The 25,054-nt window shown below is 50.0% G+C and carries 19 protein-coding genes and 1 tRNA gene; 15 read left to right on the forward strand and 5 right to left on the reverse strand.

Annotated elements, in window-relative coordinates:
- Positions 1-6: 6 nt before the first annotated feature.
- Positions 7-858: a glycosyltransferase family 2 protein gene (locus ABD852_RS17285; RefSeq protein ID WP_345031178.1), complete on the reverse strand. Its 852-nt coding sequence runs from the start codon at positions 856-858 to the stop codon at positions 7-9.
- Positions 859-1,256: 398 nt separating this feature from the next.
- Here ABD852_RS17285 and ABD852_RS17290 point away from each other — a divergent pair, with 398 nt between their 5' ends.
- From ABD852_RS17290 to ABD852_RS17300, 3 genes are all read left to right on the forward strand, one after another.
- Positions 1,257-2,177: a glycosyltransferase family 2 protein gene (locus tag ABD852_RS17290; protein ID WP_345031179.1), complete on the forward strand. Its 921-nt coding sequence runs from the start codon at positions 1,257-1,259 to the stop codon at positions 2,175-2,177.
- A 65-nt stretch (positions 2,178-2,242) separates the two neighbouring features.
- Positions 2,243-3,427, forward strand: coding sequence for a glycosyltransferase family 2 protein (locus ABD852_RS17295; RefSeq protein ID WP_345031180.1), 1,185 nt, complete (start codon positions 2,243-2,245; stop codon positions 3,425-3,427).
- A gap of 550 nt (positions 3,428-3,977) precedes the next feature.
- Positions 3,978-4,226 (forward strand): hypothetical protein, encoded by a 249-nt coding sequence (locus ABD852_RS17300; protein WP_345031181.1) that lies wholly within the window; start codon positions 3,978-3,980, stop codon positions 4,224-4,226.
- Positions 4,227-4,392: 166 nt separating this feature from the next.
- Here ABD852_RS17300 and ABD852_RS17305 read toward each other — a convergent pair whose 3' ends face one another.
- The gene (locus ABD852_RS17305; protein WP_345031182.1) at positions 4,393-8,013 is read right to left on the reverse strand and encodes a DUF6923 family protein; all 3,621 of its coding nucleotides are present in this window, start codon (positions 8,011-8,013) and stop codon (positions 4,393-4,395) included.
- A 488-nt stretch (positions 8,014-8,501) separates the two neighbouring features.
- Between ABD852_RS17305 and ABD852_RS17310 the strand changes: the two genes are divergently transcribed.
- Positions 8,502-12,389, forward strand: a complete 3,888-nt coding sequence (locus ABD852_RS17310; RefSeq protein WP_345031184.1) for a BspA family leucine-rich repeat surface protein — start codon at positions 8,502-8,504, stop codon at positions 12,387-12,389.
- A 135-nt stretch (positions 12,390-12,524) separates the two neighbouring features.
- On the opposite strand, the gene ABD852_RS17315 is transcribed toward ABD852_RS17310, so the two are convergent.
- Positions 12,525-13,511 carry a virulence RhuM family protein/type II toxin-antitoxin system death-on-curing family toxin gene (locus ABD852_RS17315; RefSeq protein ID WP_345031186.1) on the reverse strand — a complete coding sequence of 329 codons (987 nt, stop codon included), beginning with the start codon at positions 13,509-13,511 and terminating at the stop codon, positions 12,525-12,527.
- A gap of 486 nt (positions 13,512-13,997) precedes the next feature.
- A tRNA-Phe gene (locus tag ABD852_RS17320) sits at positions 13,998-14,070 on the reverse strand.
- A gap of 212 nt (positions 14,071-14,282) precedes the next feature.
- On the opposite strand from ABD852_RS17320, the gene ABD852_RS17325 reads away from it, so the two are divergent.
- From ABD852_RS17325 to ABD852_RS17370, 10 genes are all read left to right on the forward strand, one after another.
- A complete protein-coding gene (locus ABD852_RS17325) occupies positions 14,283-15,641 on the forward strand; it encodes a 4Fe-4S dicluster domain-containing protein (RefSeq protein WP_345031187.1) in 1,359 nt (452 codons plus the stop codon).
- Between the two features lie 5 nt (positions 15,642-15,646).
- Positions 15,647-16,426 (forward strand): (Fe-S)-binding protein, encoded by a 780-nt coding sequence (locus ABD852_RS17330; RefSeq protein WP_345031189.1) that lies wholly within the window; start codon positions 15,647-15,649, stop codon positions 16,424-16,426.
- Positions 16,427-16,509: 83 nt separating this feature from the next.
- Entirely contained in the window at positions 16,510-17,019 is a 510-nt protein-coding gene (locus ABD852_RS17335) for a hypothetical protein (RefSeq protein ID WP_345031190.1), read from the forward strand.
- Positions 17,020-17,021: 2 nt separating this feature from the next.
- On the forward strand, positions 17,022-17,507 hold the full coding sequence (locus tag ABD852_RS17340) for a gliding motility lipoprotein GldH (protein ID WP_345031192.1): 486 nt from the start codon (positions 17,022-17,024) through the stop codon (positions 17,505-17,507).
- 98 nt (positions 17,508-17,605) lie between these two features.
- Positions 17,606-18,730: a bifunctional histidinol-phosphatase/imidazoleglycerol-phosphate dehydratase HisB gene (gene hisB / locus ABD852_RS17345; protein ID WP_345031194.1), complete on the forward strand. Its 1,125-nt coding sequence runs from the start codon at positions 17,606-17,608 to the stop codon at positions 18,728-18,730.
- A 242-nt stretch (positions 18,731-18,972) separates the two neighbouring features.
- The gene (locus ABD852_RS17350) at positions 18,973-19,278 is read left to right on the forward strand and encodes a hypothetical protein (protein WP_345031195.1); all 306 of its coding nucleotides are present in this window, start codon (positions 18,973-18,975) and stop codon (positions 19,276-19,278) included.
- Between the two features lie 289 nt (positions 19,279-19,567).
- The gene (can, locus tag ABD852_RS17355) at positions 19,568-20,227 is read left to right on the forward strand and encodes a carbonate dehydratase (protein ID WP_345031198.1); all 660 of its coding nucleotides are present in this window, start codon (positions 19,568-19,570) and stop codon (positions 20,225-20,227) included.
- Positions 20,228-20,296: 69 nt separating this feature from the next.
- Positions 20,297-20,467, forward strand: coding sequence for a hypothetical protein (locus tag ABD852_RS17360; protein WP_345031199.1), 171 nt, complete (start codon positions 20,297-20,299; stop codon positions 20,465-20,467).
- Positions 20,468-20,536: 69 nt separating this feature from the next.
- Positions 20,537-20,683, forward strand: a complete 147-nt coding sequence (locus tag ABD852_RS17365; protein ID WP_345031201.1) for a hypothetical protein — start codon at positions 20,537-20,539, stop codon at positions 20,681-20,683.
- Positions 20,684-20,959: 276 nt separating this feature from the next.
- On the forward strand, positions 20,960-22,537 hold the full coding sequence (locus tag ABD852_RS17370; RefSeq protein WP_345031203.1) for a SulP family inorganic anion transporter: 1,578 nt from the start codon (positions 20,960-20,962) through the stop codon (positions 22,535-22,537).
- 70 nt (positions 22,538-22,607) lie between these two features.
- Here the strand turns inward: ABD852_RS17370 and hslV are convergent, their stop codons facing one another.
- Positions 22,608-23,156, reverse strand: a complete 549-nt coding sequence (gene hslV / locus ABD852_RS17375) for an ATP-dependent protease subunit HslV (protein ID WP_345031204.1) — start codon at positions 23,154-23,156, stop codon at positions 22,608-22,610.
- Between the two features lie 255 nt (positions 23,157-23,411).
- Here hslV and pyrG point away from each other — a divergent pair, with 255 nt between their 5' ends.
- Positions 23,412-25,052, forward strand: a complete 1,641-nt coding sequence (gene pyrG, locus ABD852_RS17380) for a CTP synthase (RefSeq protein WP_345031205.1) — start codon at positions 23,412-23,414, stop codon at positions 25,050-25,052.
- Positions 25,053-25,054 lie beyond the last annotated feature (2 nt).

Consider the following 25,054-nt stretch of genomic DNA (forward strand, 5'->3'; position numbering starts at 1 on the left):
TCGTATTTATTTGTTTTCGAGCTGTCTTCTGAACCTGTTTATAAACGCTTTCCATATGCTCCCGTCATCTATCAGGCGGCGCGAAGACGTGAATACGGTTGCTTTTTTGGCGGTTACCCTGTGAAGCCGGCCGTACGACATAAGATTGAGCGCCATTCGTCCGTCTTCGCTTTCATTTATAAAATCGCTTCCTTTAATATTGTCGTATTTCCGGGGGCCGCTTATCCTGAACCCTCCGCTTTGCAGTCCTTTTTGCGTTTCAAAACCCATATTGAAACCATAGGCATTTACAAATTCATTTCCTTGCTGACGAAGCCGGGTGACCATTTCTCCTGCCAGCTCGTAGAGGGCAAGACCCAGTCTGCCCTGGCCTTCCGGGGGGAGAAAAGCGTAATTTCCATACACACATGAAACCCGTTTGTCGGTCATCAAAGGTTTGATCATACAGTTAATCCATTCCGGAGGGTAAATAGTATCAGAGTCAGCGCATAAATGATATTTTCCCCTTGCTTTTTCCAGTCCCATCTGCCTGGCATGCTGGGTGCCCTGGAGGGTCTGGACATAAGTTTTTACGCCCAGGGTGTCCAGCACTTGTTGGGTACTGTCGGTCGAGTTATTGTTGATGACAATAATTTCCGTAGGGAGGTGGGGACCGTTAGCAGCCAGTGAAGAAAGGGTCCGGTGAATATTGTTTTCTTCATTCCAGGCTGGAATAACTACTGAAATCTCAGGATCCGGCCTGTTGAAGGGTTGTAATTTCTGCCTGAGCGTTTCGATCTCAGAAGGCGTAAGGTCGGAGAACCGCTTCCGGTTGTAGAGGATCGGTTCAATCCAACGGGGAAGTTGGAATAAGTTCATTCGTTTTAAAAAGAATCGGAATGTGAAATCATTGAGCGAATCCGGCCGGTGGAAAGTCTTTCATCGGAGCAAAGGCTGTCAATCTTCAGGAGTCGGTCGTGCAATACGAAAACCTGCTTCGTCAACCGCAGAAACGCTGCTGCCTGCCGACCTCCGATTTCCGACTACTGATTTCCGATTTCCGACCTCCGACTACCAGCTTCCAATCACCGTTGGCTCCCGGCTGTTTTTTTGAATGTTACGTTGAGTTACTGTTTCTTATAGCGGGCGGTTGCTTATTGATAGCCGTTCCGCTTTAAAAACAGTTTAAAATTATACATAAATGGCTATTTTTGAAAACGGCCGAAACCAGTTTTCCCGGTTGCCGGGCAGGCCCGTACTCAACGTTTGAAAATTGAATGAAGCTTGTCTCCATTATTACGGTTAATTTTAACCAGCACCTGGTCACGGAAGCATTGCTCGAATCTGTTATGGGTGAGAACTTGTATGAAAATATCGAGCTCATCGTGGTTGATAACGGAAGCCGGTACAACCCGGTGCCAGCCTGGGAGCTGAAGTACCCGCAGTTCCGTTTCATCAGGTCCGATATCAACCTGGGCTTTGCCGGCGGGAATAACCTGGCAATCCGGATGGCCGGGGGAGCCTATGTATTCCTGGTAAATAATGACACGGTTGTCACTGCAGATCTGGTATCGAAGCTCGTACGGGTATTGGATTCTTCTGAAAATGCCGGTGCGGTTTCGCCTCTTATCCACTATTATGATCAGCCGAAGACCATTCAATATGCGGGGTACACACCTGTGAACTTCTTCACGGGCAGGAATTCGTGTATCGGTCAATTCGAAACGGATACGGGCCAGTATGATGGCCCTCCGCGTGAGACTGCCTATGCGCATGGAGCCGCCATGATGGTACGCCGGGAGGTACTGGAAAAAGTCGGGTTGATGGACGAGCGTTATTTCCTGTACTACGAAGAACTGGATTGGTGTGAGCGGATCAGGCGGGCCGGTTACAGGATATTCATTGAGCCGTCGGCGCTGATCTACCATAAGGAATCAGTTTCCGTCGGGAAAGCCACCGGGTTAAAGGAGTTTTTTATGCACCGTAACCGCATCCTGTTTGTACGGAAAAATGCAGGCACTCCGGTCTTTGTTCTATTTTTTATGTACTACCTGATCGCAGTAGTTCCTAAATGTGTGATCCGCTATATGGTTGGCGGGCGCGGCGACCTTGTGCCGTTGATGTTCAGGGCAATCGGCTGGCATTTGACACACCATAAGGAAAGTGCCGATCCCGGCTACTCCATTCCGGTTGCCTGACGGAAATGGCCGGGGAGATTCCTTTCCGTAAATTTTTAATCGATTATATACCGTGTAAATAAAGGATGAAGCTTATATTCTGGTTGTCTCTCGGTTTGGTATTTTACACCTTTTTAGGCTATGGTATAGTGCTGTATATTCTGGTAAGGCTGAAGCGGGTGCTGGGGTTTTCCGGGCGTAAACCTCGCCGGGCAGACGATCTGTTACCTTCCCTATCGCTTGTTGTTGCGGCGTATAACGAGGAAAGTATCATTGAAACGAAAATCCGGAACACGCTGGCGCTTGATTATCCCGCCGACCGCCTCCGTATTATTTTCGTAACCGACGGCTCTTCCGATCTTACCCCGCAGATTGTTTCTTCTTACCCGGAGGTGGAGCTGATGCACGCGCCGGAGCGTAAGGGAAAGATTCATGCCATTCACCGGGTTATGGAAATGGTCGATTCCGAAATTGTCGTGTTTACCGACGCGAACGCAATACTTAATCAGCCGGCGCTGGTACTGATTGCGGGGCATTATGCGGATCCGCTTGTAGGGGCGGTTTCCGGTGAAAAACGTGTCAGTCTCGAGCGTTCGGCTGATGCAACGGCTGGGGAGGGGTTTTACTGGAAATATGAATCGTTGCTGAAGAAGTGGGATTCCGAGCTCTATTCGGTCGTGGGAGCCGCTGGCGAGCTGTTCAGCGTACGCCGTGCCCTTTACAACCCTGTTCCCGGTGATACGATACTTGACGATTTTATGATATCGATGCTTATTGCCGGTCAGGGGTATCGCATCGTATATGAACCGGATGCCTACGCGGTGGAAGATACATCGGATAGTATAAAGGAGGAGCTCAAGCGTAAAGTGAGAATTGCGGCCGGCGGGATACAGTCGGTATTGCGCCTGTTGCCGTTATTGAATCCGCTGAAGTTTCCCGTGTTGTTTTTCCAGTATGTAAGCCACCGGGTGCTGAGGTGGACGGTTACACCGTTTGCGTTAGTACTGGCGCTTGCGACCAATATCCTGATTTGCCTGGGTAGCCCGGAGCCTGTGTATCGGTTGCTGCTGGCAGGACAGGTCCTTTTCTACGCGATGGCACTGCTTGGCTGGTGGTTAGAGCGTCGAGCGGTCAAGATCAAGGCGTTTTTTGTGCCTTATTACTTTTGCATGATGAATTACTCCGTACTGGCCGGGATTTTTCGCTTTTTGTCAGGGAACCAAAGTGCAGTATGGGAAAAGGCGAAGCGGAGAGACGGCGCGGGGGGCTAGAAAGGCCGGGCATCGCCCCTCAAATGTCCGGATTTGAAGACGCTTTTTTAGAATGCTGATAATGGATTGTAAGCCAGCCTGTTGTTATGGCGCCTGCTAATCATTTCGATACAGGTAAATGTTCGTGACGCAAAGTAGCAGAACGGATACATGAAGTTTTATCATGCGTTCATATACTACCGATCGCTATAAGTACTGGATACTTTTGTAATATTGCATTTTCCTCTATCATAATTAACTCACTAGATGAACTTATTACACGGCCTTTTAGACGCCCAGGGTAGATATTGTACATATATCGTTTAGCCTTGACAGGGCCAAAACTTCCCTGGTGAAGAGGTAATTTTTTCCTGGTTTTATTACGCCACAAAGGTTGACCTGTTTAGAGAAAACAGGCTTTGTGATGAAGAATTTATGGCAGACAGGTTGAAGTTCTTCGGAACCTGAACGTGATCTGTATACCTGTGGTACGAGAAATATAAATTAAGCGTGAAAGCTTCTTTTTACGACTTAATAGTCTGATTGAATATAATGTAAACAACCTCAAACAATGAAAACTTCAAGAAAAATTGCATTGATTTCGTTACTGTTTTTTATCCTGTTTATAGTCTTTGCTTTTGTGTTACCTCCGTATACCTTATTTCCCAGAATGGCTGCCGAGGAATATGGAGGTGTATCTAAACAAAAATTAATAGGGAGAGTGTTTTTCCTGGTAGCTTTTACCGGTATGTTTATTCTGCTCCCTGTTTCTTCTGCACTAAGAAAAATGAAAAGAAGAATGAAAGACCGGCGGGTATAATACTGCAGGTCTATTTAAAGACAAGCAGGAAATCCGAAAGGGTTTCCTGCTTGTCACTACCGCCATAATAGCGTTTTAGAAGATTTTCAACAGCCTTGAGGTTCGACAGCGCCGCCGCTGGTCAACTTCAAGGCTGTCGTAATTTACTGGTTATTGGTCCAGGTTTTTACTGCACCACAAAAGTACTGGTCTGAACTTCACCGCCCGGAGCCTTGATACGCAGCACATACATGCCTGATACCAGGTTCCCTACATTCAGTTCATTGTTTTGCCCGAGATCCGATTGTAATACGCGTAAACCGCTCAGGTTGTATACCTCTACCTTGCGCGTACCCGTACCCGGTGCACCTCCTATCGAAAGTTTACCGTTGACGACCGGGTTGGGATAGGCAAACATAGTTTTTTGGCCTCCTTCTCCCCGCAGCGCATCGATGTGGCTATAGGTATAGGTACCATCCAGGTCCACCATTTTCAGGCGATAGTAATTCCATCCTGCGAGCGGTTGTGGATCGGTAAAGTTGTAATTCAGTTGGCTTACGCTTTGACCTTTCTGCGACTGCGTTTCTACGAACCCGATTTTTGTCCAGTCAGAGGCGGTAGCGCTGCGCTCAATTTCGAAGCCTTTGCTGTTTACTTCGCTGGCGGTAGACCACCTCAGGGTAGCAACCTTCCCTTCACGGCTGGCTTTGAAGCTTATGAGCGTAACCGGTAATGCCGGCGACGACGCCAAAGAACAGAACGCACCGTCATTGTTGCCGGACGGGGAGGCAGCAACGTTAGTGAATGTGGTCGCGGTTTTGGTTGTGATATTGATGAGGTAGAAATTTCCCGTTGTGTTACCGAAGACAATGAAGTTTCCGCTGCCGTCGATAATGGAAGATCCGAAGCTCTGGTCACCGGTTTGCAACCCGCTACCCGTTACCTGTCCGGGCTGAAGCGTGGTGGCTCCCGTAAGCGGATTGACTTGAAGAACGCGATACGGAGTAGCACTATTGCCGTCTGTCAGCGCATAGATCTGGCCATCTGAAATATTGAACGACCAGTCGGAAATTCCCTGGGCGCCGCCTGAGAGTGCAGTGCCCCAGGGCGCTGCCGTTTTAATGGCGAAGCCTGCTGTCGGATCCACCACTTTCAGGTACGTTTCTGCATTTGCAGGGTTAATATCAATTGTGATGTATTGTGACGCGTTCTTTTCATACAAATACAGGTAGCCGTTTGCACCTACAGTACCCACACTGTAACCGTCGGGATGTGTCGTAGCCGGGATATTGGAGATGCCGAACCGTTGAATAACGCCGTTTGCACCCAATTTGAAAACCTGGCCCGAGGCGTTGTCATACCCCCAGAGGAAGTTATCGGTCGTGCTGTAGCCTATCGCATCCAGGCTGCCTGACAACGACGCCACCAATGAACGTGTTCCGTTACCATCGATGCTGTAGAGCTCATCCGTTTCCACCTGGTAATAAAGGTTGTTACAAGTGAATGACGTCGGCGCGGTAAACTGAAGGCATGTTGCTCCGTCGTTGCCAAGTGAAAGCGGCTCCGACTTTGATCCGAGGTCTGTCACTTCGTTAGTCACCGGGTTAACCGAGTACCAACGGCTTGCATAATACACAATCAAATTGCCATTTGGATCAAAAAATTGTGAGTCGTAGATCGCATTACTGGTGGTGATGGTCCCGTTTACCGCAGTAGCGGACAGGGTTGAAGTGCCCGTAACCGGGTTGAGCGACGAAATATAAAAAGCGTTGCTTCCGCCGCCATTGATCAGTGCATGGATCTGGCCGGTAGCGGGGTTGTACGCCCAGTCGGATATGTTCCGGGGTGTTGTAGCGGTTCCCCAGGGTGCCGCGGTTTTAGCGGTATAGGAATTGGTCGGATCTACGATCTTCAGATAGGTGGCGGCGCGCGCGGGATTAATATCTACGGTGATATATTGTGCCGCATTCGGTTCATAGAGATACAGATAGCCATTCAAATCGACGGTCCCTACCGTTCTGCTTTTATTGGTGGCGGGAGCCGGCATATTGGGTATTGCATAGAGTTCCGAGCCGTTTGCCCCGAGTTTAAACACCTGATCCGTGGCACGGTCATAGCCCCATAGAAAATTGTCGAGCGTACTGTATCCTACTGCGTTGAAATCACCGGTCAGGTTTTGGATGATGGTGGTTGATCCGCTGCCTATGTGTCTGAGGGTACCAATATTAGGTTGAAAATAATTGATTTGATAATACCCGTCGGTACAGGCAAGAGGGTTCAAAGCGGTGGTCCAGGCGGCACTGGCTTCGCGGTACGGCTTGGGGTTGTTTCCCTGCCGGATGCCCAGGAAGCCCTGATTTTCATCTTTCGGATAATCGTCACATGGTTCATAGACCAGGAGATTATTGATGTTCCAGAAATTTGATTGATTGTACAGGACGCGTAAGGTAGCGGTTCCGGCTGACGCATTGGTTACCGAAACTGTAGCGGAGGCCGGTGAGGATGCAAAAGTAATGGTTTTGTTTCCGGCGTTATAAGTCACACCCGTACCGGTGGCTGAATTAATGGTGACGCCGGCGGGAACTTCCAGTGTGAATACCATCGGGCCTGTGCCCGGATTTGTGAGATTGACTGTAAAGTTTTGCGCGCTGCCCGCAGAAACGGTAGACCCGGGACCGGTAACGGAAAAATCCGGTTCTACAGGAGAAGGAAGGGAAGGTATCGCATCCTGAGCGTCTCCGGCAAGCCCACTCAGATCACCATTGGGGTTGTCGCTTAACTGATCTATTGCGCTCTGTACTGCCATATAGTTGGCCTCTACCGAAATCGGTTGAGGGGCATTGGATATTACATACAGCATACGGGCTGCAGTAAGTTGGTCGATAGGCTGAACGGAGCCATTTTCATCAAAATCGGTGCGTACGGTAGGATGAAAAATCATCTGGCCAGGGTACTCATTACCCAAAAGAGGGGCGCCCTGCCCGTAGTCTACGCAAAAGGATATCTCAGAAGAAACCAGCTGCTTGGACTCATTAAAGTACGCGATTGCAATGGGCACGGCGTGGTCCGGATGTGAGTCAATGAAGACGGGGGCATTCGGTGTTATAAAGCTTTTCCAGTACGCCACCTGAAAGCCAAAGGGCGATGTGATGACCTGATCGCCGGTGGTATATACGATGTCGATATCGAAATTGCCGCTCGCTGCCGCTATAGGGCTTTCAAAGGTAATCGTAACGGGCCCTGCATAGGTTCGGGTCGTCCACAGGTAGGAGGCCGTGTTGTCATTGTTAATGGTTTCCGCCGGGGTACCCGTAGCTGTTAGTCCCGGGTAGACTTTGATAAGGGCGCCCGGTGTCATTCCCAACTGGTTGAACCTGATGACAGCGCTGCCGACGGTCCCGTCCGTAAACTCGGGATTTATGGTAACGGTGCGCAGGGGATAGGAAACCGTTTTTGTAGCGTCATTGAACAAATGACCCGCGGTAGCCCGATCTGAACCGGTTTTTCCGGGTGGTAACGCTGCCGGGAAAAGCACGTCGTTGGGTGAAGATCCGAAATGGAAATAACCGTAACCTCCTCCCGGGGAAGGACATTCTGTCTGCGCTTTTGCAAAAGTCAGCGTAGCTGTCAATAAAAGGAGCGTGCAAGTGATCTTCTTGAACCAATTGATTGAATCTTTCAGGGGATTCCCGTCGCCTGGAGCAGGCAGTTCACCGCGGTTATTTCCGTTGCGTGTGTACCCGTCTGGAACGGGTTTCCCGACAAACCTTTTACTATAAAGGAATTGAGGAGGAAAGTTTTTTGTCATGAGATATGTTTGATTGTGAATTTTGTATAGGGGGGCAAAATCATTAGGGGAGTTCTGTTGAGGAAATTTGAAAACCTTTCCTCAACAGGCCAGTAAATACAATTCCTTAAGCATATATATAGCTTTCTGGCCATGGCTTTTTCGGCTGCCAGGATACTCGTGCAATTCGTGGCGTGAGTTGCACGGTTCACTTTGAACGCAGGGTGTTTTTTCTTGTCATTTAAGGTAGAGAAAGCTGTCTCCGGGTTTTGAAGATTGCTTTTACCTGTTTTTCTTTTGGAATTGGTCGGTTTTGCGGGGTTTTGTTTACCAGTCAGTCAGTTGCAGCTGATTTTTTCCTTTCACCGGTAAGCCAGTTCGTATTCAGGTCGTGTCAGATTTCCCGGGCTTTGAACTGGCAGGAGAGGTTTGTGTGGAGTGTATATCACCCCTCATCCCCCCCACATGAGGGATACCCCCGTATTGACTAATTCCTTCTCTTTGCCGGTATGAAAAGACTTCTGCTACTACGCGTCAGGCACCTTGCGGCTTCATTCTTAATTCTGCTGACCGTTTCGGCCACCATGGCGCTTCATGCCCAGCGCCCTTTCATCACCACCTGGAAAACCGAGGCAGCGAACGAAACAATCACCATTCCCGTACACAGCGAGGTAACGGGTTATAACTATGCCGTAAACTGGGGAGACGGTACAACGTCCGCCGCGCAAACCGGGAATGCTACCCACACCTACGCGGAGGCTGGCACCTATACCGTATCTGTCAGCGGGAATTTTCCCGCTATAAACTTCGAGAGCTCTGCCAGCAATGATGCAAATGATGCCAGGCTGCTTACCGTTGAACAATGGGGAGACCAGGTGTGGCAGGGTATGAGATGGGCCTTTTTCAAGTGCAAAAACCTGACGACCGTTTCCGGTACGGACGCTCCGGTTTTCGCCGCTGGAAGTTCTCTGGACGGGATGTTTGCAAGATGCGGCTCGTTTAACTCGAACCTCAATCATTGGGATATGTCAAATGTAGTCAATACCGCCTGGATGTTTAACTATGCGACCTCTTTTACCGGGGCGATCGGACAGTGGAATGTCAGTGCGGTCATCACGATGGAAGCCATGTTTGAGGAGGCCCATAGCTTCAATTCCGATATTTCGGGTTGGAACGTTTCAAACGTGACCAACATGAGCAGGATGTTTTTCATGGCAAAAAAGTTCAACCAGCCAATTGGTGGTTGGGATGTCTCGAAGGTCACGACCATGTACGGTTTGTTCGATAAAGCAGAGGTCTTCAATCAGGACATAGGTGACTGGAATGTTGCCAACGTTGAGGTGATGAGTTATATGTTTATCGGAGCGAAGGCTTTCAACCGGAACATAGGTGACTGGAATGTGTCGAAGGTCACCATCATGATGGCCATGTTTGCCGAGACGGACGCGTTCAACCAATATATAGGTGACTGGGACGTGTCGAAGGTAACTGATTTCAGCTGGATGTTTTCGTACGCGAAAGCATTTAATCAGGATCTTGACTGGGATGTCTCCAGGGTAACCAATTTTCAAGGAATGTTCAGGGGGGCTCAGCAGTTCAATGGAAATATAAGCAACTGGAATTTAGCCAATGCACAGCGTGTATCTTGGATGTTCAATGAAGCGGTTCTCTTTAACCAGGATTTGAGCAGCTGGAACCTGGCGCGTGTCAACACCACAGAGAGGATGTTCATGGGGGCGTCTTCGTTTGACAAAAGTTTGGGCCAATGGAATTTGTCGAACGTAAGCGACGTAAGGAATATGCTGAGCAACTCCGGCTTATCGCGCGAAAGTTACGACGCTACCCTCATGGGTTGGGTGGAAACCGGCAATCTGCGTACCAATCTTAATTTAGGCGCCGCCGGCTTGAAGTACTGTCTGGGGGAGGCGGCCAGACAGCGCCTGATTGACGATTTTAACTGGACTATTACCGGAGACGCCCTGAATTGTCCACCGGTCATAACGCCCGGCGAGCACCTTGTACTCTATGTAGATTTAAATGTCAATACCGAGGCGCCGGCCTATACCGGAAGCGGCAACTCCTGGTCAAATGCTATTCCGCAACTGGCTGAGGCCTTGAAGTGGGCGCGCGAGCAGTATGCCGGCGGTAACCCGGGCTGGGATGGAGCCGATCCGCTGAAAATATATGTCGCCTCCGGGACTTATCTCCCGGCCTTTCATGCCGGAGATGAAAGCTATACCACAGGCGGCGGCCGGCATAACGCCTTTGTGCTTGTTCCCGACGTTCAGCTCTACGGTGGGTTTGACCCGGCCAACGGCGTGCAAACCCTGGAAGACGAGCGATTGCTGCCGCAGCCGGTAAACGTTACCCGGGGAACTGTCCTGAGCGGTGATCTCGGAAGAAACGACCACGCAACTGATTTTAGCGGGCATACCGAAAATGCGCATCACGTCGTGATCGCCGCCGGTACGCTTGGTGTAGCGAAGATGGATGGCTTTATCATCACTGCCGGTGCTGCCACGGAAGAGGGAGCGTCGTTGACCGTGAACGGGCAGTCCGTATCGGCCGCCGCTGGTGGAGGAACCGCCGTCGTGTTTTCGCGTCTGTGGCAGAATGATTGCCTCTTTTTCCGAAATACCTCTATTCGGGGCGGCGGGATGAGCAATGTTGGTGGGAATTTCCATTCGGTCTTCACCAAAACTGTCTTCTTGCAGAACGCTGCCGGAGCGCGCGGGGGCGCCCTCTATAGTAACCAGGCGTCCGTTACCCTGGAGAATAGTAAAATAATGAACAACACCGCGGCAGAAGGCGGCGGTGTGTACAATGAATTGAGTCCTTCAGTTTTGTTGTCCAATTTTGTGTTCTCCGGTAACTCTGCGATAACCGGCGGAGCTATGGTGAACGCGAACTGCGGTTCAACGAAGTTGATCAATGGTACCGTTACCGGAAACGCCGCTACGCTGTCGGGGGGAGCTTTGGTGAAGCTTCAGTCACCAGCTGTCCTGACCAATCTCATCATCTGGGACAATGAAATTGGCGGCATCGCGACTTCTCCCGAAGCCTCTGTCTACACAATATCCGGAGACCTGCCGGTCGTCTCGCACAGTCTTGTTGCCAACTGGGGCGGAAGTGACCGATGGAATCCGGGACTTGGGACAGATGGCGGCGGAAATATGGATACAGATCCGGTTTTCACCGACGCGGCCGGCGGCGACTATACCCTGCAGGCTTGTAGCCCGGCTATCAACAGCGGCGATAACAGCGATATTCCCGGTGAGTCAGTCGATATAACCGGGCGTCCGCGAATGGTACACACGATTGTAGATCTGGGTGCTTTTGAGTTCCAGGATGCGGTACAGCACGGAGGCCTTGCCCAGTCTGAAGATGAAAGTACAACACCAATTAATGGCGTTACGAGCTTTTACGGAAACGGGGAGGCCTGCCGGTTGATCGCGCGTATAGCTCCGGCCGGGGTCAATCCTGTCAGTGGCAGCGTGACGGTCCGGGTAAGTCTTGACCCGGAAGTAGCCTTTCATAACAATTCCCCGTATGTGCAGCGGCACTATCTGATCAGTGCGCCGGCGGGAGGATCGGCGAAGGTTACCCTCTATTTTACACAGGAAGAATTTGACAGCTTCAATGAAGTTCTGCCGGAGGGCCCGCTGCCTGCCAACGCCTCGGATGCCGTCAATAAGAAAAACCTGAGGGTTTTTAAATATGAAGGGACGAATGGAACGAGTCCGGGCGACTATGAAGGGGCGCCGCTGGCGATCATTCCAAACGAAGAAAATATTCTCTGGAATGCCGTGAGTCATCGTTGGGAAGTTACAATTGACGTCGACGGTTTCAGCGGCTTCTTCATCGGGTCGGCGGCGAAACCGCTGCCGGTGAAACTGGTCTCGTTTGCCGGCTCTTCCGATGAGCACCAGGCGGTGGCGCTTCGCTGGGGGGTGACGGAGCAGCAAAATATGTTCGCCTATGACGTTGAACACAGCCGCGACGGGCGGACCTTTGTGCGCGTGGGAACTGTGCCCGCTTCCAAGGAAAGCGAAGACTCCTTTGCCTTCAGGCATCTTCCGCCGGCGGGAGGCATTGCCTATTACAGGCTCCGTCTCCTGGAAGCGGACGGGCGTAGCAACTACAGCAAAATCATCAGCGTGCACCTGGCACAGCGCCCCGGGGTATCGGCTTACCCCCTTCCGGCCGGTGATGTGCTGTGGATAGAAGCCAGACAGATCGCCGGTACCACCGGGACACTCCTCAACGTGCAGGGGTTGGTATTAAAAACATTGACTTTCCATTCGGACAAGCAACAGGTAGATCTCGGCTTGCTACCGCAGGGAATGTATTTCATCCGTTTACACGATGGGACTTCTCTGAAGGTGGTGAAGAAGTAGGTTGAGACATCTGTCAAAAAAGGCCTGTCGCGGAAAAATTCCCTGTGACAGGCCTTGATGCTCAAATGAGACCTGGTATTATCAGGAAAAAGAAGTCAATCTTCGGCGCGATCCAGTTGCTTCCAATCCGCAAACCTACTCAGATGCTAACCACCACGACCGTTGATTCCTGTTCAGTACGCTTATAATCAGCTTTTTGACTGTTTCCATTTCTTCTGGTTTGCTGGAGGCAATAAATAGCGTCAGGCTGGCCAATGCCTCGTTGCTAACGAGGGCATGGCCACCCTTGCCGTAGAGCCCATCATTGGCATTGAGAAACAAAAGGAAGCAGGCGGCGGCAATGCGTTTGTTGCCATCTGCAAATGCGTGGTTTTTCACGACCAGATAAAGCAGTGTGGCGGCTTTTTCTTCGATTGAGGGGTAAAAATCTTCGCCTTCAAACCCTTTTGCAATTTGGGCGATAGCGCTTTGAAAGCCCTGATCCTTTTCCTTCCCAAATATGGGGGATTCGAAATCGGCCTTCATTGACTCAATCACGGCGAAATATTGCTTTAGAGCGGGATAAATCGTTTCTCGTTTGGTTAGTCCTCTTTCATCAAGCCGCTCGTGATCATAGTCATCCAATAGTTCAAGTCCTATCGCATATTGGTTTAGCCAATTGAGCTCGCCTGTGGTGCTTTGACTTTCAATAGCCCGGCTAAGTATACGGATGCCTTCTTTAAGGGTTTGGATTTCTAGCTGTTTTTGGGCCAGGCGTTTTTCGTTAATGGCGTAGCCTTTCACCAGAAAATCCTTTAGCCGTCCCGTAGCCCACTGGCGGAACTGGGTTGCTTTAGGGGAATTAACGCGATAACCTACCGAAATAATCATATCCAGATTATACAGGTTCATCTTTCGTTTCTTTCCATCTGAAGCAACCTGTTCCGAAATAGAACAGGTTGCTTCAGCAATCAATTCGCCCGATTTATAAATGTTCCCAATATGTTTAACAACAGCGGGCCTTTGAACATCAAAAATAGCGGACATGGCGTGCGCATCCAGCCACACAGTGTCCTGTTCAAACCTTACTTCAATATTCAGTTGGCCGTCACCACTCTGATAAATCTCTATTTGCTTGTCCATATTCCTGTCCGAAATTTTATTAAATCAGAGAAGATGTACAGCCACCCGATATTCAGGCCGTCTCTCTGGAATGTAGCACAAAAAAAAGAGGTTAGAAAATACTAAAAAATTCCATTTCGGAATATCTTACCAGGCGAACTGCTGCTGGGCTCCATTTTTCTCAATACCGATATTCGTCACGACAGCACTGTCGCATTTTATAGTGGAACAACGGGGATTGGTTACGACCAAACCGGCTGTCAATGGTCAAAGAGATGGATGTGCAGCCTTTCAAGCTGGTATTCTTTTAAAGTGATCGTATGTAGCTTTACTATTTTGGATTAACGTGGATTTTGAAGCTTTTTTAGTTTGTCAGGTCGATGGAGTTCCACGACTTTTACGCTTGATCCAACTTTTCAGCTTGATCCCCTTTTTTACCTGACATAAAAATGTTGCCCAAAAACAAAGAAGCCGGTTACAATTTTCATCGTAACCGGCTTCTTTTTGTGGTGATGGACGGAATCGAACCGCCGACACAAGGATTTTCAGTCCTTTGCTCTACCGACTGAGCTACATCACCAAAACCCTTTTTCTTTGCGTTTGGGACTGCAAAGGTAGAAAACGATTTTGCTAATCCAAGCGAAGCGCGAAAAAAAATCGCATAAATTTATTTTTTTAAAATAGTATGCTTGCATAACAAATTGGTTTGGGATATTTTTACCTAACTTTCGTCTGTGGCCGCCATGATATATGTAACACCATCCGGCCAGGCCGATATTGTTAACCTGACCTATGAAAGTTTTCCAGCAACTGTTGTTTCTCATCGCGCTCGGCACGGCCGCATTACTGCTCTACAGGCGCGCCTCGATGATCTACAAGGCGATTCGCCTGGGTAAAGCAGAAGACCTCTCTGACCGGCCTTCAGAACGGTTTGGCACCATGCTGCGGGTCGCATTCGCCCAGAAGAAAATGTTCGACCGGCCTTTTGCCGCCACGCTGCACCTATTGGTGTACATCGGTTTTGTGCTGATCAATATCGAACTCCTGGAAATTGTACTCGACGGTCTTCTGGGGGCGCATCGCCTGTTTGCTGCTTCTCTTGGCGGATTTTACCCGGTTCTGATCAGCTTTTATGAACTCCTCGCACTAGGCGTAATAGTGGGATGTACGATTTTTCTGTTCCGGAGAGCGCCCGGAGGTGTCGATCGCCTGCAGGCGCAGCGCCACCGTGAGCTTAAAGGCTGGCCCGCCCTGGATGCACGTGTCATCCTGTCGCTCGAAATCGTACTGATGCTTGCACTTTTCACAATGAACGCGTCTGATCTGGTGCTTCAAAGCAGGGGAGAGGCGCATTATGCGGCAACCGGTGACTTTCTTGTCAGCAGCTTCATCAAACCGTTGTTCGAAGGGCTGAGCACCACAACGTTGGTCGTTGTTGAACGAATTGCCTGGTGGCTGCACATTCTGGGAATCTTTTGCTTTGCAGTGTACGTCACCTATTCCAAACACCTGCATATCCTGCTCGCCTTTCCCAATACTTATTTTTCGAGGCTGACGCCGAAGGGACAAATGAAGAATATGCCTGAAATCACCAAAGAAGTCAGGCTAATGCTCGGCCTGGAGCAGGCAACCCCTCATGAGCCTCCAGCAGAAATGAACCGTTTCGGGGCAAAGGACGTCAATGACCTGAGCTGGAAAAACCTGCTTGATTCTTATTCGTGCACGGAATGCGGCAGGTGCACTTCCGCTTGCCCGGCCAACCAGACGGGCAAGCTGCTGTCACCCCGCAAAATTATGATGGATACCCGTGATCGCCTGGAAGAAGTGGCGCGGAGCATGCACGAGTCAGGCGGCGTATTCAGGGAAGATGGAAAGAGCCTCCTCGGTGACTATATCACGCAGGAAGAACTGCTGGCGTGTACTACCTGCAATGCGTGCGTAGAGGAGTGCCCCATCCTGATAAACCCATTGGATATTATCTTGCAGCTCAGGCGTTACAAGGTCATGGACGAAGCGCAGGCGCCCGCTTCCTGGAACATGATGTTTCAGAATATGGAGACCAACCAGGCACCCTGGAAATTTTCTCCTGCTGATCGCTTCAATTGGGCGGATACTGTCTCCGCGACTTTTCCGGACCATCCAAAAGAATAAACTTTATGTCAGCAAACGTAAAAACAATGGCCGATTTTGCGGCAGAAGGGAAAATGCCCGAAATTCTGTTTTGGGTAGGCTGCGCCGGCGCCTTTGATGACCGGTATAAAAAAGTCACCGCGGCATTTGCCACGCTACTGAACCATGTAGGGGTTTCTTACGCAGTGCTCGGTACTGAAGAGGGGTGTACCGGTGATCCGGCGCGACGGGCGGGTAATGAATTCCTTTTCCAGATGCAGGCGACGGCCAATATTGAAGTGCTCAACGGCTACGGGATAAAAAAGATCGTGACCGCATGCCCGCATTGCTTTAATACGATCAGGAATGAGTATCCGGATCTGGGCGGCCAATATGAAGTAATTCACCATACTCAGTTTCTGCAGCAACTGATTGCCGAAGGACGGATCAGAATTCGCGAAGACCGTCAGAAGGGGAGTGTCACCTATCATGATTCCTGCTATCTCGGGCGGGCCAACAATGTTTATGAAGCGCCGCGGGAAGTCATTACGGCGCTTAACATGGAGTTGAAGGAGATGAAGAGGAGCAGGGCGAAAGGCTTTTGCTGCGGCGCGGGCGGGGCACAGATGTTTAAAGAGCCGGAAAAAGGGAATAAGGATGTGAATGTCGCCCGAACGGAAGAAGCGCTGGAAACGGGCGCCGGAACAATCGCGGTAGCCTGCCCGTTCTGCATGGTGATGATGACCGACGGAATAAAAAACAAGGAAAAGGAAAACACTGTGGCCGTAATGGATATCGCAGAGCTCGTTCTCAAGCAATTGTCCTAAACTGTTTCAGGCGTAATAGTTTTAATAAATGCACTTTTCTATATTAGACGCAGTTTTTACCATTAAGAAACGGAAATTGCCTTATGTATATCCCTTTTGACGAAATTGATTTTGAAGCACGGATCTGGATTTACCAGGCCAATAAAGTGCTCAACCATGATCAGGCCGGTACCCTTCTTGAGACACTCAAGGCTGCAACCAACAACTGGGACGCACACGGTAAGCCCCTGGTGGCATCCGCAAAGATTTTTTATAACCGGTTTGTGGTGCTGGCTGTGGATGAGGCCAATGAACTGCCATCCGGGTGCGCAATAGATAAATCGGTGAGCTGGATGCGGGAGGCTGGAATTGCTATGAATATAGACTTTTTCGACCGCTCGGTGGCCTGGATAGACGGGCATGGGGACATCCAGTTAACCGCCCTTCCGGCTGTCAGGGACCTGATTTTCCAGGAGGATATTCTCCCGAACACGCAGGTTTTCGACAACCTGGTAAAAACCAAGGCCGAATGGATGACCCGCTGGAAAGTTCCCGCCGCCTCAACCTGGCTGAAAAAATATTTTGAAGAGAAAAACGCGCAGATTCCCGGGTAGTTATGCTGTTAAAAAGTGCTTGGGGGATATTGTTTTCGCTGGTATTGCCGGGCCTGGCGCTGGTGGGATGCGACCGGAAGACTATTTATAAATCCCACGAAGAAATTAAGGATGCGCAATGGTACGCAGACGTAAAGCCCAGATTTACGGTCAATATTGAGGATACCACTGCCCGGTACAACGTTTATTACCTTTTGCGGAATGCAGTGCAATACCCCTACTATAACCTGTATCTGACCCGGAAGATCTCCGGTCCCGATAACCGGGTATTGTCGCATGACCTGGTTGAGCTGAAAATATCAGATGAAATCACCGGAAAACCCTATGGGAAGGGCTTGGGGGACCTTTTCGATCAAAAGATCCCGTTTCTTGAAAACCATACTTTTCCCGCGTCAGGTCAGTATACCTTTGAAATCAGCCAGTCGATGCGGCAGAACCCCTTGCCTTTTATTATGAGTATCGGGATTTGTGTAGAGAAGGCCAAATGAACAGGGGCGGCTCCGCGGAAGTTTGTGCGACAGAATTCCCGTTTTAAAGTTATTGGTACTATTTTTGCTCACCTTTGTGTGTGAATTAATCAGAGATAGTGAAAAAAGTACTTTTTATAGATCGCGACGGAACGATCATCTGGGAACCGCCAACCGATTTCCAGATTGATTCGCTTGAAAAACTTGAATTTCTTCCGAAAGTCATTTCCAACCTGCGCCGCATTGCCGAAGAAGGTGAATTTGAATTGGTGATGGTGACCAACCAGGACGGATTGGGAACAGCGTCTTTTCCGGAAGACACTTTCTGGCCGGCCCAGGAAAAAATGCTGAAAACGCTGGCAAACGAAAATGTTCATTTTGCCGCCATCCATATTGACCGCCACTTCCCTGAGGATAATTCCCCGGATCGCAAGCCGGGCACGGGCCTGCTGCAGCAGTATTTCAGCGGAGATTATGACCTGGCCGGAAGCTATGTGATCGGCGACCGGTTAACCGATGTGCAGTTGGCTGTGAATTTGGGGGCGAAAGCTATTTTTATAGGCGCAGATTCGGCTGTGGACGAAATGGACGAGCGTCAAAGGCAGGCGCTGAGTTTCGTGACAACAGACTGGGATGAGATTTACGGGCGGCTCAAAGTGTCGGACCGGGTATCGCGCGTGACGCGCAACACGAAAGAAACGCAAATTAATATAGAGCTGAACCTTGACGGTACCGGAAAGGCAAATATTCACACCGGGCTCGGCTTCTTTGATCATATGCTTGACCAGGTGGCGCGACACGGCGGGCTGGACCTTTCGATTGAGGTGAAAGGCGATCTCCATATCGACGAGCACCACACCATTGAAGACACCGGCCTGGCACTAGGCGAGGCTTTCAGGCAGGCATTGGGCGACAAACGGGGTGTAGCACGGTATGGTTTCCTGCTTCCGATGGATGAAGCACTGGCCCAGGTAGCGGTAGATTTTTCGGGCCGCCCATGGATGGTCTGGGATGCGGAATTCAAAAGGGAGAAGATCGGGGATATGCCGACAGAAATGTTTCACCATTTCTTTAAATCCTTTAGTGATACTTCACTTTCCAACCTGAATATCAAAGCGGAAGGGAGCAATGAGCACCACAAAATAGAGTCCGTTTTCAAAGCATTTGCAAAAGCCGTAAAAATGGCTGTGAAGCGTGATTTGGCGGCTTTGGATGTGCTTCCTTCTACGAAAGGAGTACTATGATTTTTTTGTTAATGCGATGTTAAAATGGTAGCCTGTTCGCATTTTTATGCTACTTTTGTAAAGTGTTAAACTAAATTTTCGTTGAGTGTTATGGGAATGACTATCATCATGATCGTCTTTTACGTAGTGTTACTATCGGTTGCTTTTATGGTAGGTCGCTGGTTAGAGCGGCACGAAAGAAGCTACAAGCCCTGACCGGGGCTTTGGTTGCCGGACCCAATCCACACTAATCTTTTTCTCTTGTGAAACTTATCAGGCCACTTACTTACATAGCGATGATGCTGTACTTCCTGGGTGTTGTAACCGGGGGTGTACAGGCATTGGCTGCGAAGTATAAAGTGGCTTGCAATTTTGTTTTGGAAGGGGAAGATGAGACCAGTAGTGCGCGGAAAGCGCCCCCCCTCCTTGAGGAAGACGTAATTGTTCACGAGAACTATTTTACGCTTGCCTCTTTCCTGGAATTTACCCCTTTAAATTCCGCTTACAACTCCGCAGACGTCCCCGACGTGCTGTTGACCATGGTTGCCCCGCCTCCTGAACGGGCCTAGCTATTCTTTCTTTGTTTTTTGGGGTTCATAATCTGAACAGGTAGTGCTTTGCCGCACTGTTTCCCGCTTATCGCGTCATGGGAGAATTGAATTCAAACTGCATTCAGCACTCATCCGACGGCGTAACCCCATTTACAGTTTCATTTTATTTGAAATAGCTGTCAGCTTTCTGCAATCGGCGTTCTATCTGACTACAGACAGAAAAGCTCCGGTCACGATTTCCGACGTCCGAATTCTGATTTCCGACTTCCGATTCCCCAAACTGCTGCAGCGCTAAACAACCAGAATTATGGCTAAGTCATTAAAGGATCTATTCCTGAATAATAAAAAATGGGTCGCAAACAAATTGGAGCAGGACCCGACTTATTTCGAAAAGCTAGCAAAAGGCCAGGCGCCTAATTTCCTTTGGATCGGCTGTTCGGACAGCAGGGTCCCGGCAAACGAAATTACCGGGACTGAATCCGGTGAGATCTTTGTCCACAGGAATATTGCCAATATGGTAGTTCACACCGATATGAACCTGTTAAGTGTGCTCGATTATTCTGTGAATGTTTTGAAAGTGAAGCATGTCATGGTAGTCGGGCATTACGGCTGCGGCGGGGTAAACGCCGCTTTGGGAAACCAGCAGGTCGGGTTGATTGACAACTGGCTGCGGAATATCAAAGACGTGGCCCGGCTGCACAAAGACGAGCTGGATCAGATCCTGGACGTGCAGGAGAAGAGCAACCGGCTGGTTGAGCTCAATGTACAGGAACAGGTATTTAACCTTTCCAAGACCTCAATTGTCCAGAATGCCTGGGCGCAGGGCAATGAGCTCGCCGTCCACGGGATCGTGTATGATGTAAAGAACGGGATTTTGAAGGACCTTGGAATTTCGATGGGCGACGTAGGTGCGCTGGATAATGTATATGTATTTAACGTTGAACAGGCGTCTTCCGGCGCGGCATAGCCAGAACGGCTGTTTGTGTGCCCGTCATTCCGAGAAAGAAGTTTTTTGCGAAAACACCTTGTAGCGGAGATGACAAATAGATGTTGTCAATGGAAGTCAATGGTAGCCGGAGGTTACCACCCGGACGGTCATCCTGAAGCGCAGCGCAACGGAGTCGAAGGATCTCCTGTTTTTATAAAAAGTCCTCTGAAAGGGATTGGGTACTGGGAGCGGGAGATCCCTCCGCTGCGGTCGGGATGACGTTCCGGTTGGTGCGGCTCCAAACCTGTTGTTGTCAATGGTAGCGCATCTGCCGGACGGTCATCCTGAATGGAACGCAGTGGAACTGAAGGATCTCCTGTTGCTATAAAAAAGCCCTCTGAAAGGGATTGGGTACCGGGAGCGGGAGATCCCTCCGCTGCGGTCGGGATGACGGTCCGATTGGTGCGGCGCCAAACTTGTTGTTGTCAATGGTAGCGCATCTGCCGGATGGTCATCCTGAATGGAACGCAGTGGAACTGAAGGATCTCCTGTTGCAAGAAAAAAGTCCTCTGAAAGGGATTCGGTACGGGGAGAGGGAGATCCCTCCGCTACGGTCGGGATGACGGTCGGGTAGCGCAACGCAGTGAAGCCGGGGGATCTCTCAGTGTTAGCGGTTTTATAAGAGATCTCACCGTTCCGCTGCGCTTCAGTCGAGATGACGGTTGGTACCCTCAGCAAATTTTGAAATAACTACAAGTCAACAAGAACATCATGTCTGTGAATAAAAATAAATTGCTATCGAATTTAAAGTCCGATTTCCCGGCAGGTATCGTGGTATCCCTGGTGGCGCTTCCACTCTGTCTCGGGGTGGCGCTTGCCTCGACCGGACGACCCGATTTACTGTTTTCCGGATTGATAGCCGGTATTGTGGGTGGAGTTGTGGTCGGGTTCACCAGCCAGTCATCGCTGGGGGTCTCCGGTCCGGCCGCGGGTTTGGTCGTGATCGTACTGAATGCCATTGCAACGCTGGGTAGCTTTGAAGCCTTCCTGCTGGCGGTTGTGCTGGCCGGGCTGCTCCAGATACTGGCCGGCTTTTTGAAAGCCGGTATTATAGGGTATTACTTCCCTTCCTCTGTAATCAAGGGGATGCTGGCTGCAATCGGACTAATCCTTATCCTGAAGCAAATTCCGCACGCACTCGGCTTTGATGCGGAGTTTATGGGCAACCAGGCCTTTGATGCGCCGGAAGGAAAAAATACTTTTACCGAACTCTGGTACGCCGTGAAGTACAGCACCACCGGAGCCATTATCATTTCAGTGATCTCCCTGGCCGTGCTGCTGCTCTTCGACCGGCCGTTCATGAAGTCCATACAGCTGTTTAAATTCGTGCCCGGAGCACTGATTGTCGTACTTCTCGGGATCGGGATCAATTTGCTTTTTGGAGCAGTAGCGCCGCAGCTGGCTTTGGAGGGGCAGCACCTGGTACAATTGCCGGTAGCCGGCAGCGCAGAGGAATTTTTCGGCTTTTTCCGGCTCCCGGACTGGTCGGCTTTTACCAACCCTGCCGTATACACTGTAGCCATTACGCTTGCCATAGTAGCGAGCCTTGAATCGCTGTTGTCAGTTGAAGCAACCGATAAACTGGATCCTTACAAGAGAAATACACCGACGAACCGGGAATTGATCGCCCAGGGGCTGGGTAATGTAACGTCCGGCCTGATCGGCGGCTTACCGGTCACCCAGGTAATTGTACGAAGCTCGGCAAATGTTGAAGCCGGCGGAAAAACCCGTATGGCCACCATCACCCACGGGTTGATCCTGTTGGTTTCCGTGATTTTGATCCCCAAATTTCTGAATCTGATCCCATTGTCTACGCTGGCGGCTATCCTGCTGCTGGTAGGCTTTAAACTGGCCAAGCCGGCTTTGTTCAAAGGCATGTACAGGCTGGGGTGGGAACAATTTATACCGTTTGTCGTAACGGTGACGGCTATTTTGATGACTGATCTCTTAAAGGGAATTGCGATCGGGATGGTAGTGGCAGTCTATTTCATTCTTAGAAAGAATTATCAGCACTCTTATTCTTACAGGAAGGAGAATAGCCAGTCCGGCGATGTAATTACGCTGGTTCTGTCAGAAGAGGTAACTTTCCTGAACAAGGGGAGCATCGGGCAGACGCTTGACAACCTGCCTTCGGATTCAACAGTAGTGATTGACGGAAGTCGTTCGGTGGATATTGACTATGATGTCCTGGAAATTATCCAGAATTTCAAAAGTCACACGGCTCCGTTGCGCAATATTACCGTCCACACCAAGGGGATTTCGGAAGTGAACTCCGTGGGCGGACATTAGTAAGTCTGGTAATTTTGTTGACAGGTAGTGTGGACAGCCGGAGAGGGGGCTCCTTCTCCGGCTGTCTTAGTCACGCGCCCAGCTCCTCTATCACGAAATTGTGATTGGTGTAAATGCAGAGATCGGCTGCGATGGTGAGCCCTTCTCTGACCATGGCGGGCGCAGACAGGTGCGGTGCATGCTTTTTCAATGCACTAGCCGCCGAAAGGGCGTAGTTGCCGCCTGAGCCTATGGCTGCAATGCCGTTTTCAGGTTCCAGCACGTCGCCGGTACCTGAAATAATAAGTATTTCGGAGCTGTTGGCTACGATCAGCATGGCTTCCAGTTTTCTCAGGTAACGGTCGGTCCGCCAATCCTTCGCCAGTTCAATGGCCGCGCGTTTCATATTGCCCCCGAAAGCGTTGAGCTTCTCTTCAAATTTTTCCAGTAGGGTAAAAGCGTCTGCTGTACTTCCCGCAAAGCCCGCCAGTATTTTGCCGTTCTGAAGCTTTCTCACTTTTTGAACATTGCTTTTCGCTACCGTATTGCCCATGGTCGCCTGCCCGTCGGCGCCGACAGCCACGGCGCCATTATGGACAATTCCAAGAACCGTTGTGGCGTGTATGGTTTGATTCGACATTCTGATTTGAAGTAATGTTTGACACAATGATAAAACGTTTTGACGACAAACGCAGGTAAAATTTATAAACCCGGTACGGGGCTGCGAAAGTGCTTGTCCGGCAACCGGCAGAAGATGAGACCGCTAAAGCCGGGGCACCGAAACCAGAATTACCCTGCCGGAAAAAAAGAAGCAGGTTTACCCCGGCGACCCGGTTCGGGAATCGCTTTTTTGCCTACCTTTGTATCCCGTAATCTAATTTATAGCATTCGTCTGATGGCTTCCAAAAAGCAAAAGACCGCAAAGTATATTTTCGTTACGGGCGGTGTAACTTCTTCATTGGGTAAAGGTATTATTGCCTCTTCTCTTGCCAAACTTCTCCAGTCCAGGGGATTTTCGGTCACTATTCAGAAATTTGATCCCTATATCAACGTCGATCCGGGAACCCTTAATCCCTACGAGCATGGCGAGTGCTATGTGACAGACGACGGGGCTGAAACCGATCTTGATCTCGGGCACTATGAAAGGTTTCTGAACGTCAATACCTCTCAGGCCAACAACGTTACGACCGGCCGGATCTATTACAATGTGATCAGCAAGGAGCGCGCGGGAGATTACCTCGGTAAAACCGTTCAGGTGGTGCCGCACATTACCGATGAAATCAAGCGCAACATGCTGCTTCTCGGCAAGTCCGGGAATTACGATATCGTGATCACGGAAATAGGCGGTTGTATAGGTGACATCGAGTCGCTTCCCTTCGTGGAAACGGTCAGGCAGATCAAGTTTGAGATGCCCAAGCAGGATACGCTGGTCATTCACCTCACGCTGATCCCCTACCTGACGTCCGCCGGGGAGCTTAAAACCAAGCCTACGCAGCATTCGGTAAAGATGCTGAATGAAGCGGGCCTGCAGCCCGACATCCTGGTTTGCAGGACCGAGCATCATCTGCCGACTGAGCTTAGAAATAAAATCGCGCGTTTCTGTAATGTGCAGGAAAGCTCGGTTATAGAGGCGATGGACGCACCCACCATTTACGATGTGCCCATGCTGATGCGGCAGGAACGCCTCGATCAGCGGGCTTTGTATATGCTGGACATGTACTCCGAAAAAGACGCCGAATTGAAAGACTGGGAAGGGTTCCTGTCCAGGCTGAAATATCCGAAGCATACCATCCGCATTGGTCTTGTCGGCAAATACGTTGAGCTCAGAGATGCCTATAAGTCAATCGTAGAATCGTTTATCCACGCAGGCGCAGAGAATGAGACGAAGGTGATCATCGAGTGGATCCACTCCGAATCGCTCAAGAAGGAAAATGTGGAGCAAACCTTTGCGAACCTGGACGGCGTATTGGTAGCCCCCGGTTTCGGAGAGCGTGGAATTGAAGGTAAAATTGAAGCCATCCAGTATGTCAGGGAAAACGGGATTCCTTTCGTGGGGATCTGCCTGGGGATGCAGATGGCGGTTATCGAATATGCGCGGAACGTGCTCGGCCTTGCCCAGGCCCATTCGGTGGAAATGAATGAAAATACGCCGGAACCTGTGATTGCGCTAATGGAAGACCAGAAAAAGGTAACCAACAAGGGCGGTACCATGAGGCTGGGAGCATTCAATTGCAGGATCAAGAAAAATACACTTGCGTTTTCTGTCTACGGAAAACAAAATATTTCGGAGCGTCACCGTCACCGGTATGAGTTCAACAACCAATACCTCGAGCGTTTTGAAAAAGCAGGTATGAAGGCCGTCGGCGTAAACCCGGATACCAACCTGGTAGAAATAGTGGAGCTTGAAGGGCATCCGTTTTTCATCGGGGTTCAATTCCACCCGGAGCTGAAAAGTACCGTTCAGAACCCGCATCCGTTGTTCGTGAATTTTGTCAAATATGCATTGGAGTATCATTTGAAAAAGCAGATGAAGTAGTT

The organism is Ravibacter arvi (assembly GCF_039540405.1).
In the GTDB taxonomy this organism is placed as follows: Bacteria; Bacteroidota; Bacteroidia; order Cytophagales; family Spirosomataceae; genus Ravibacter; species Ravibacter arvi.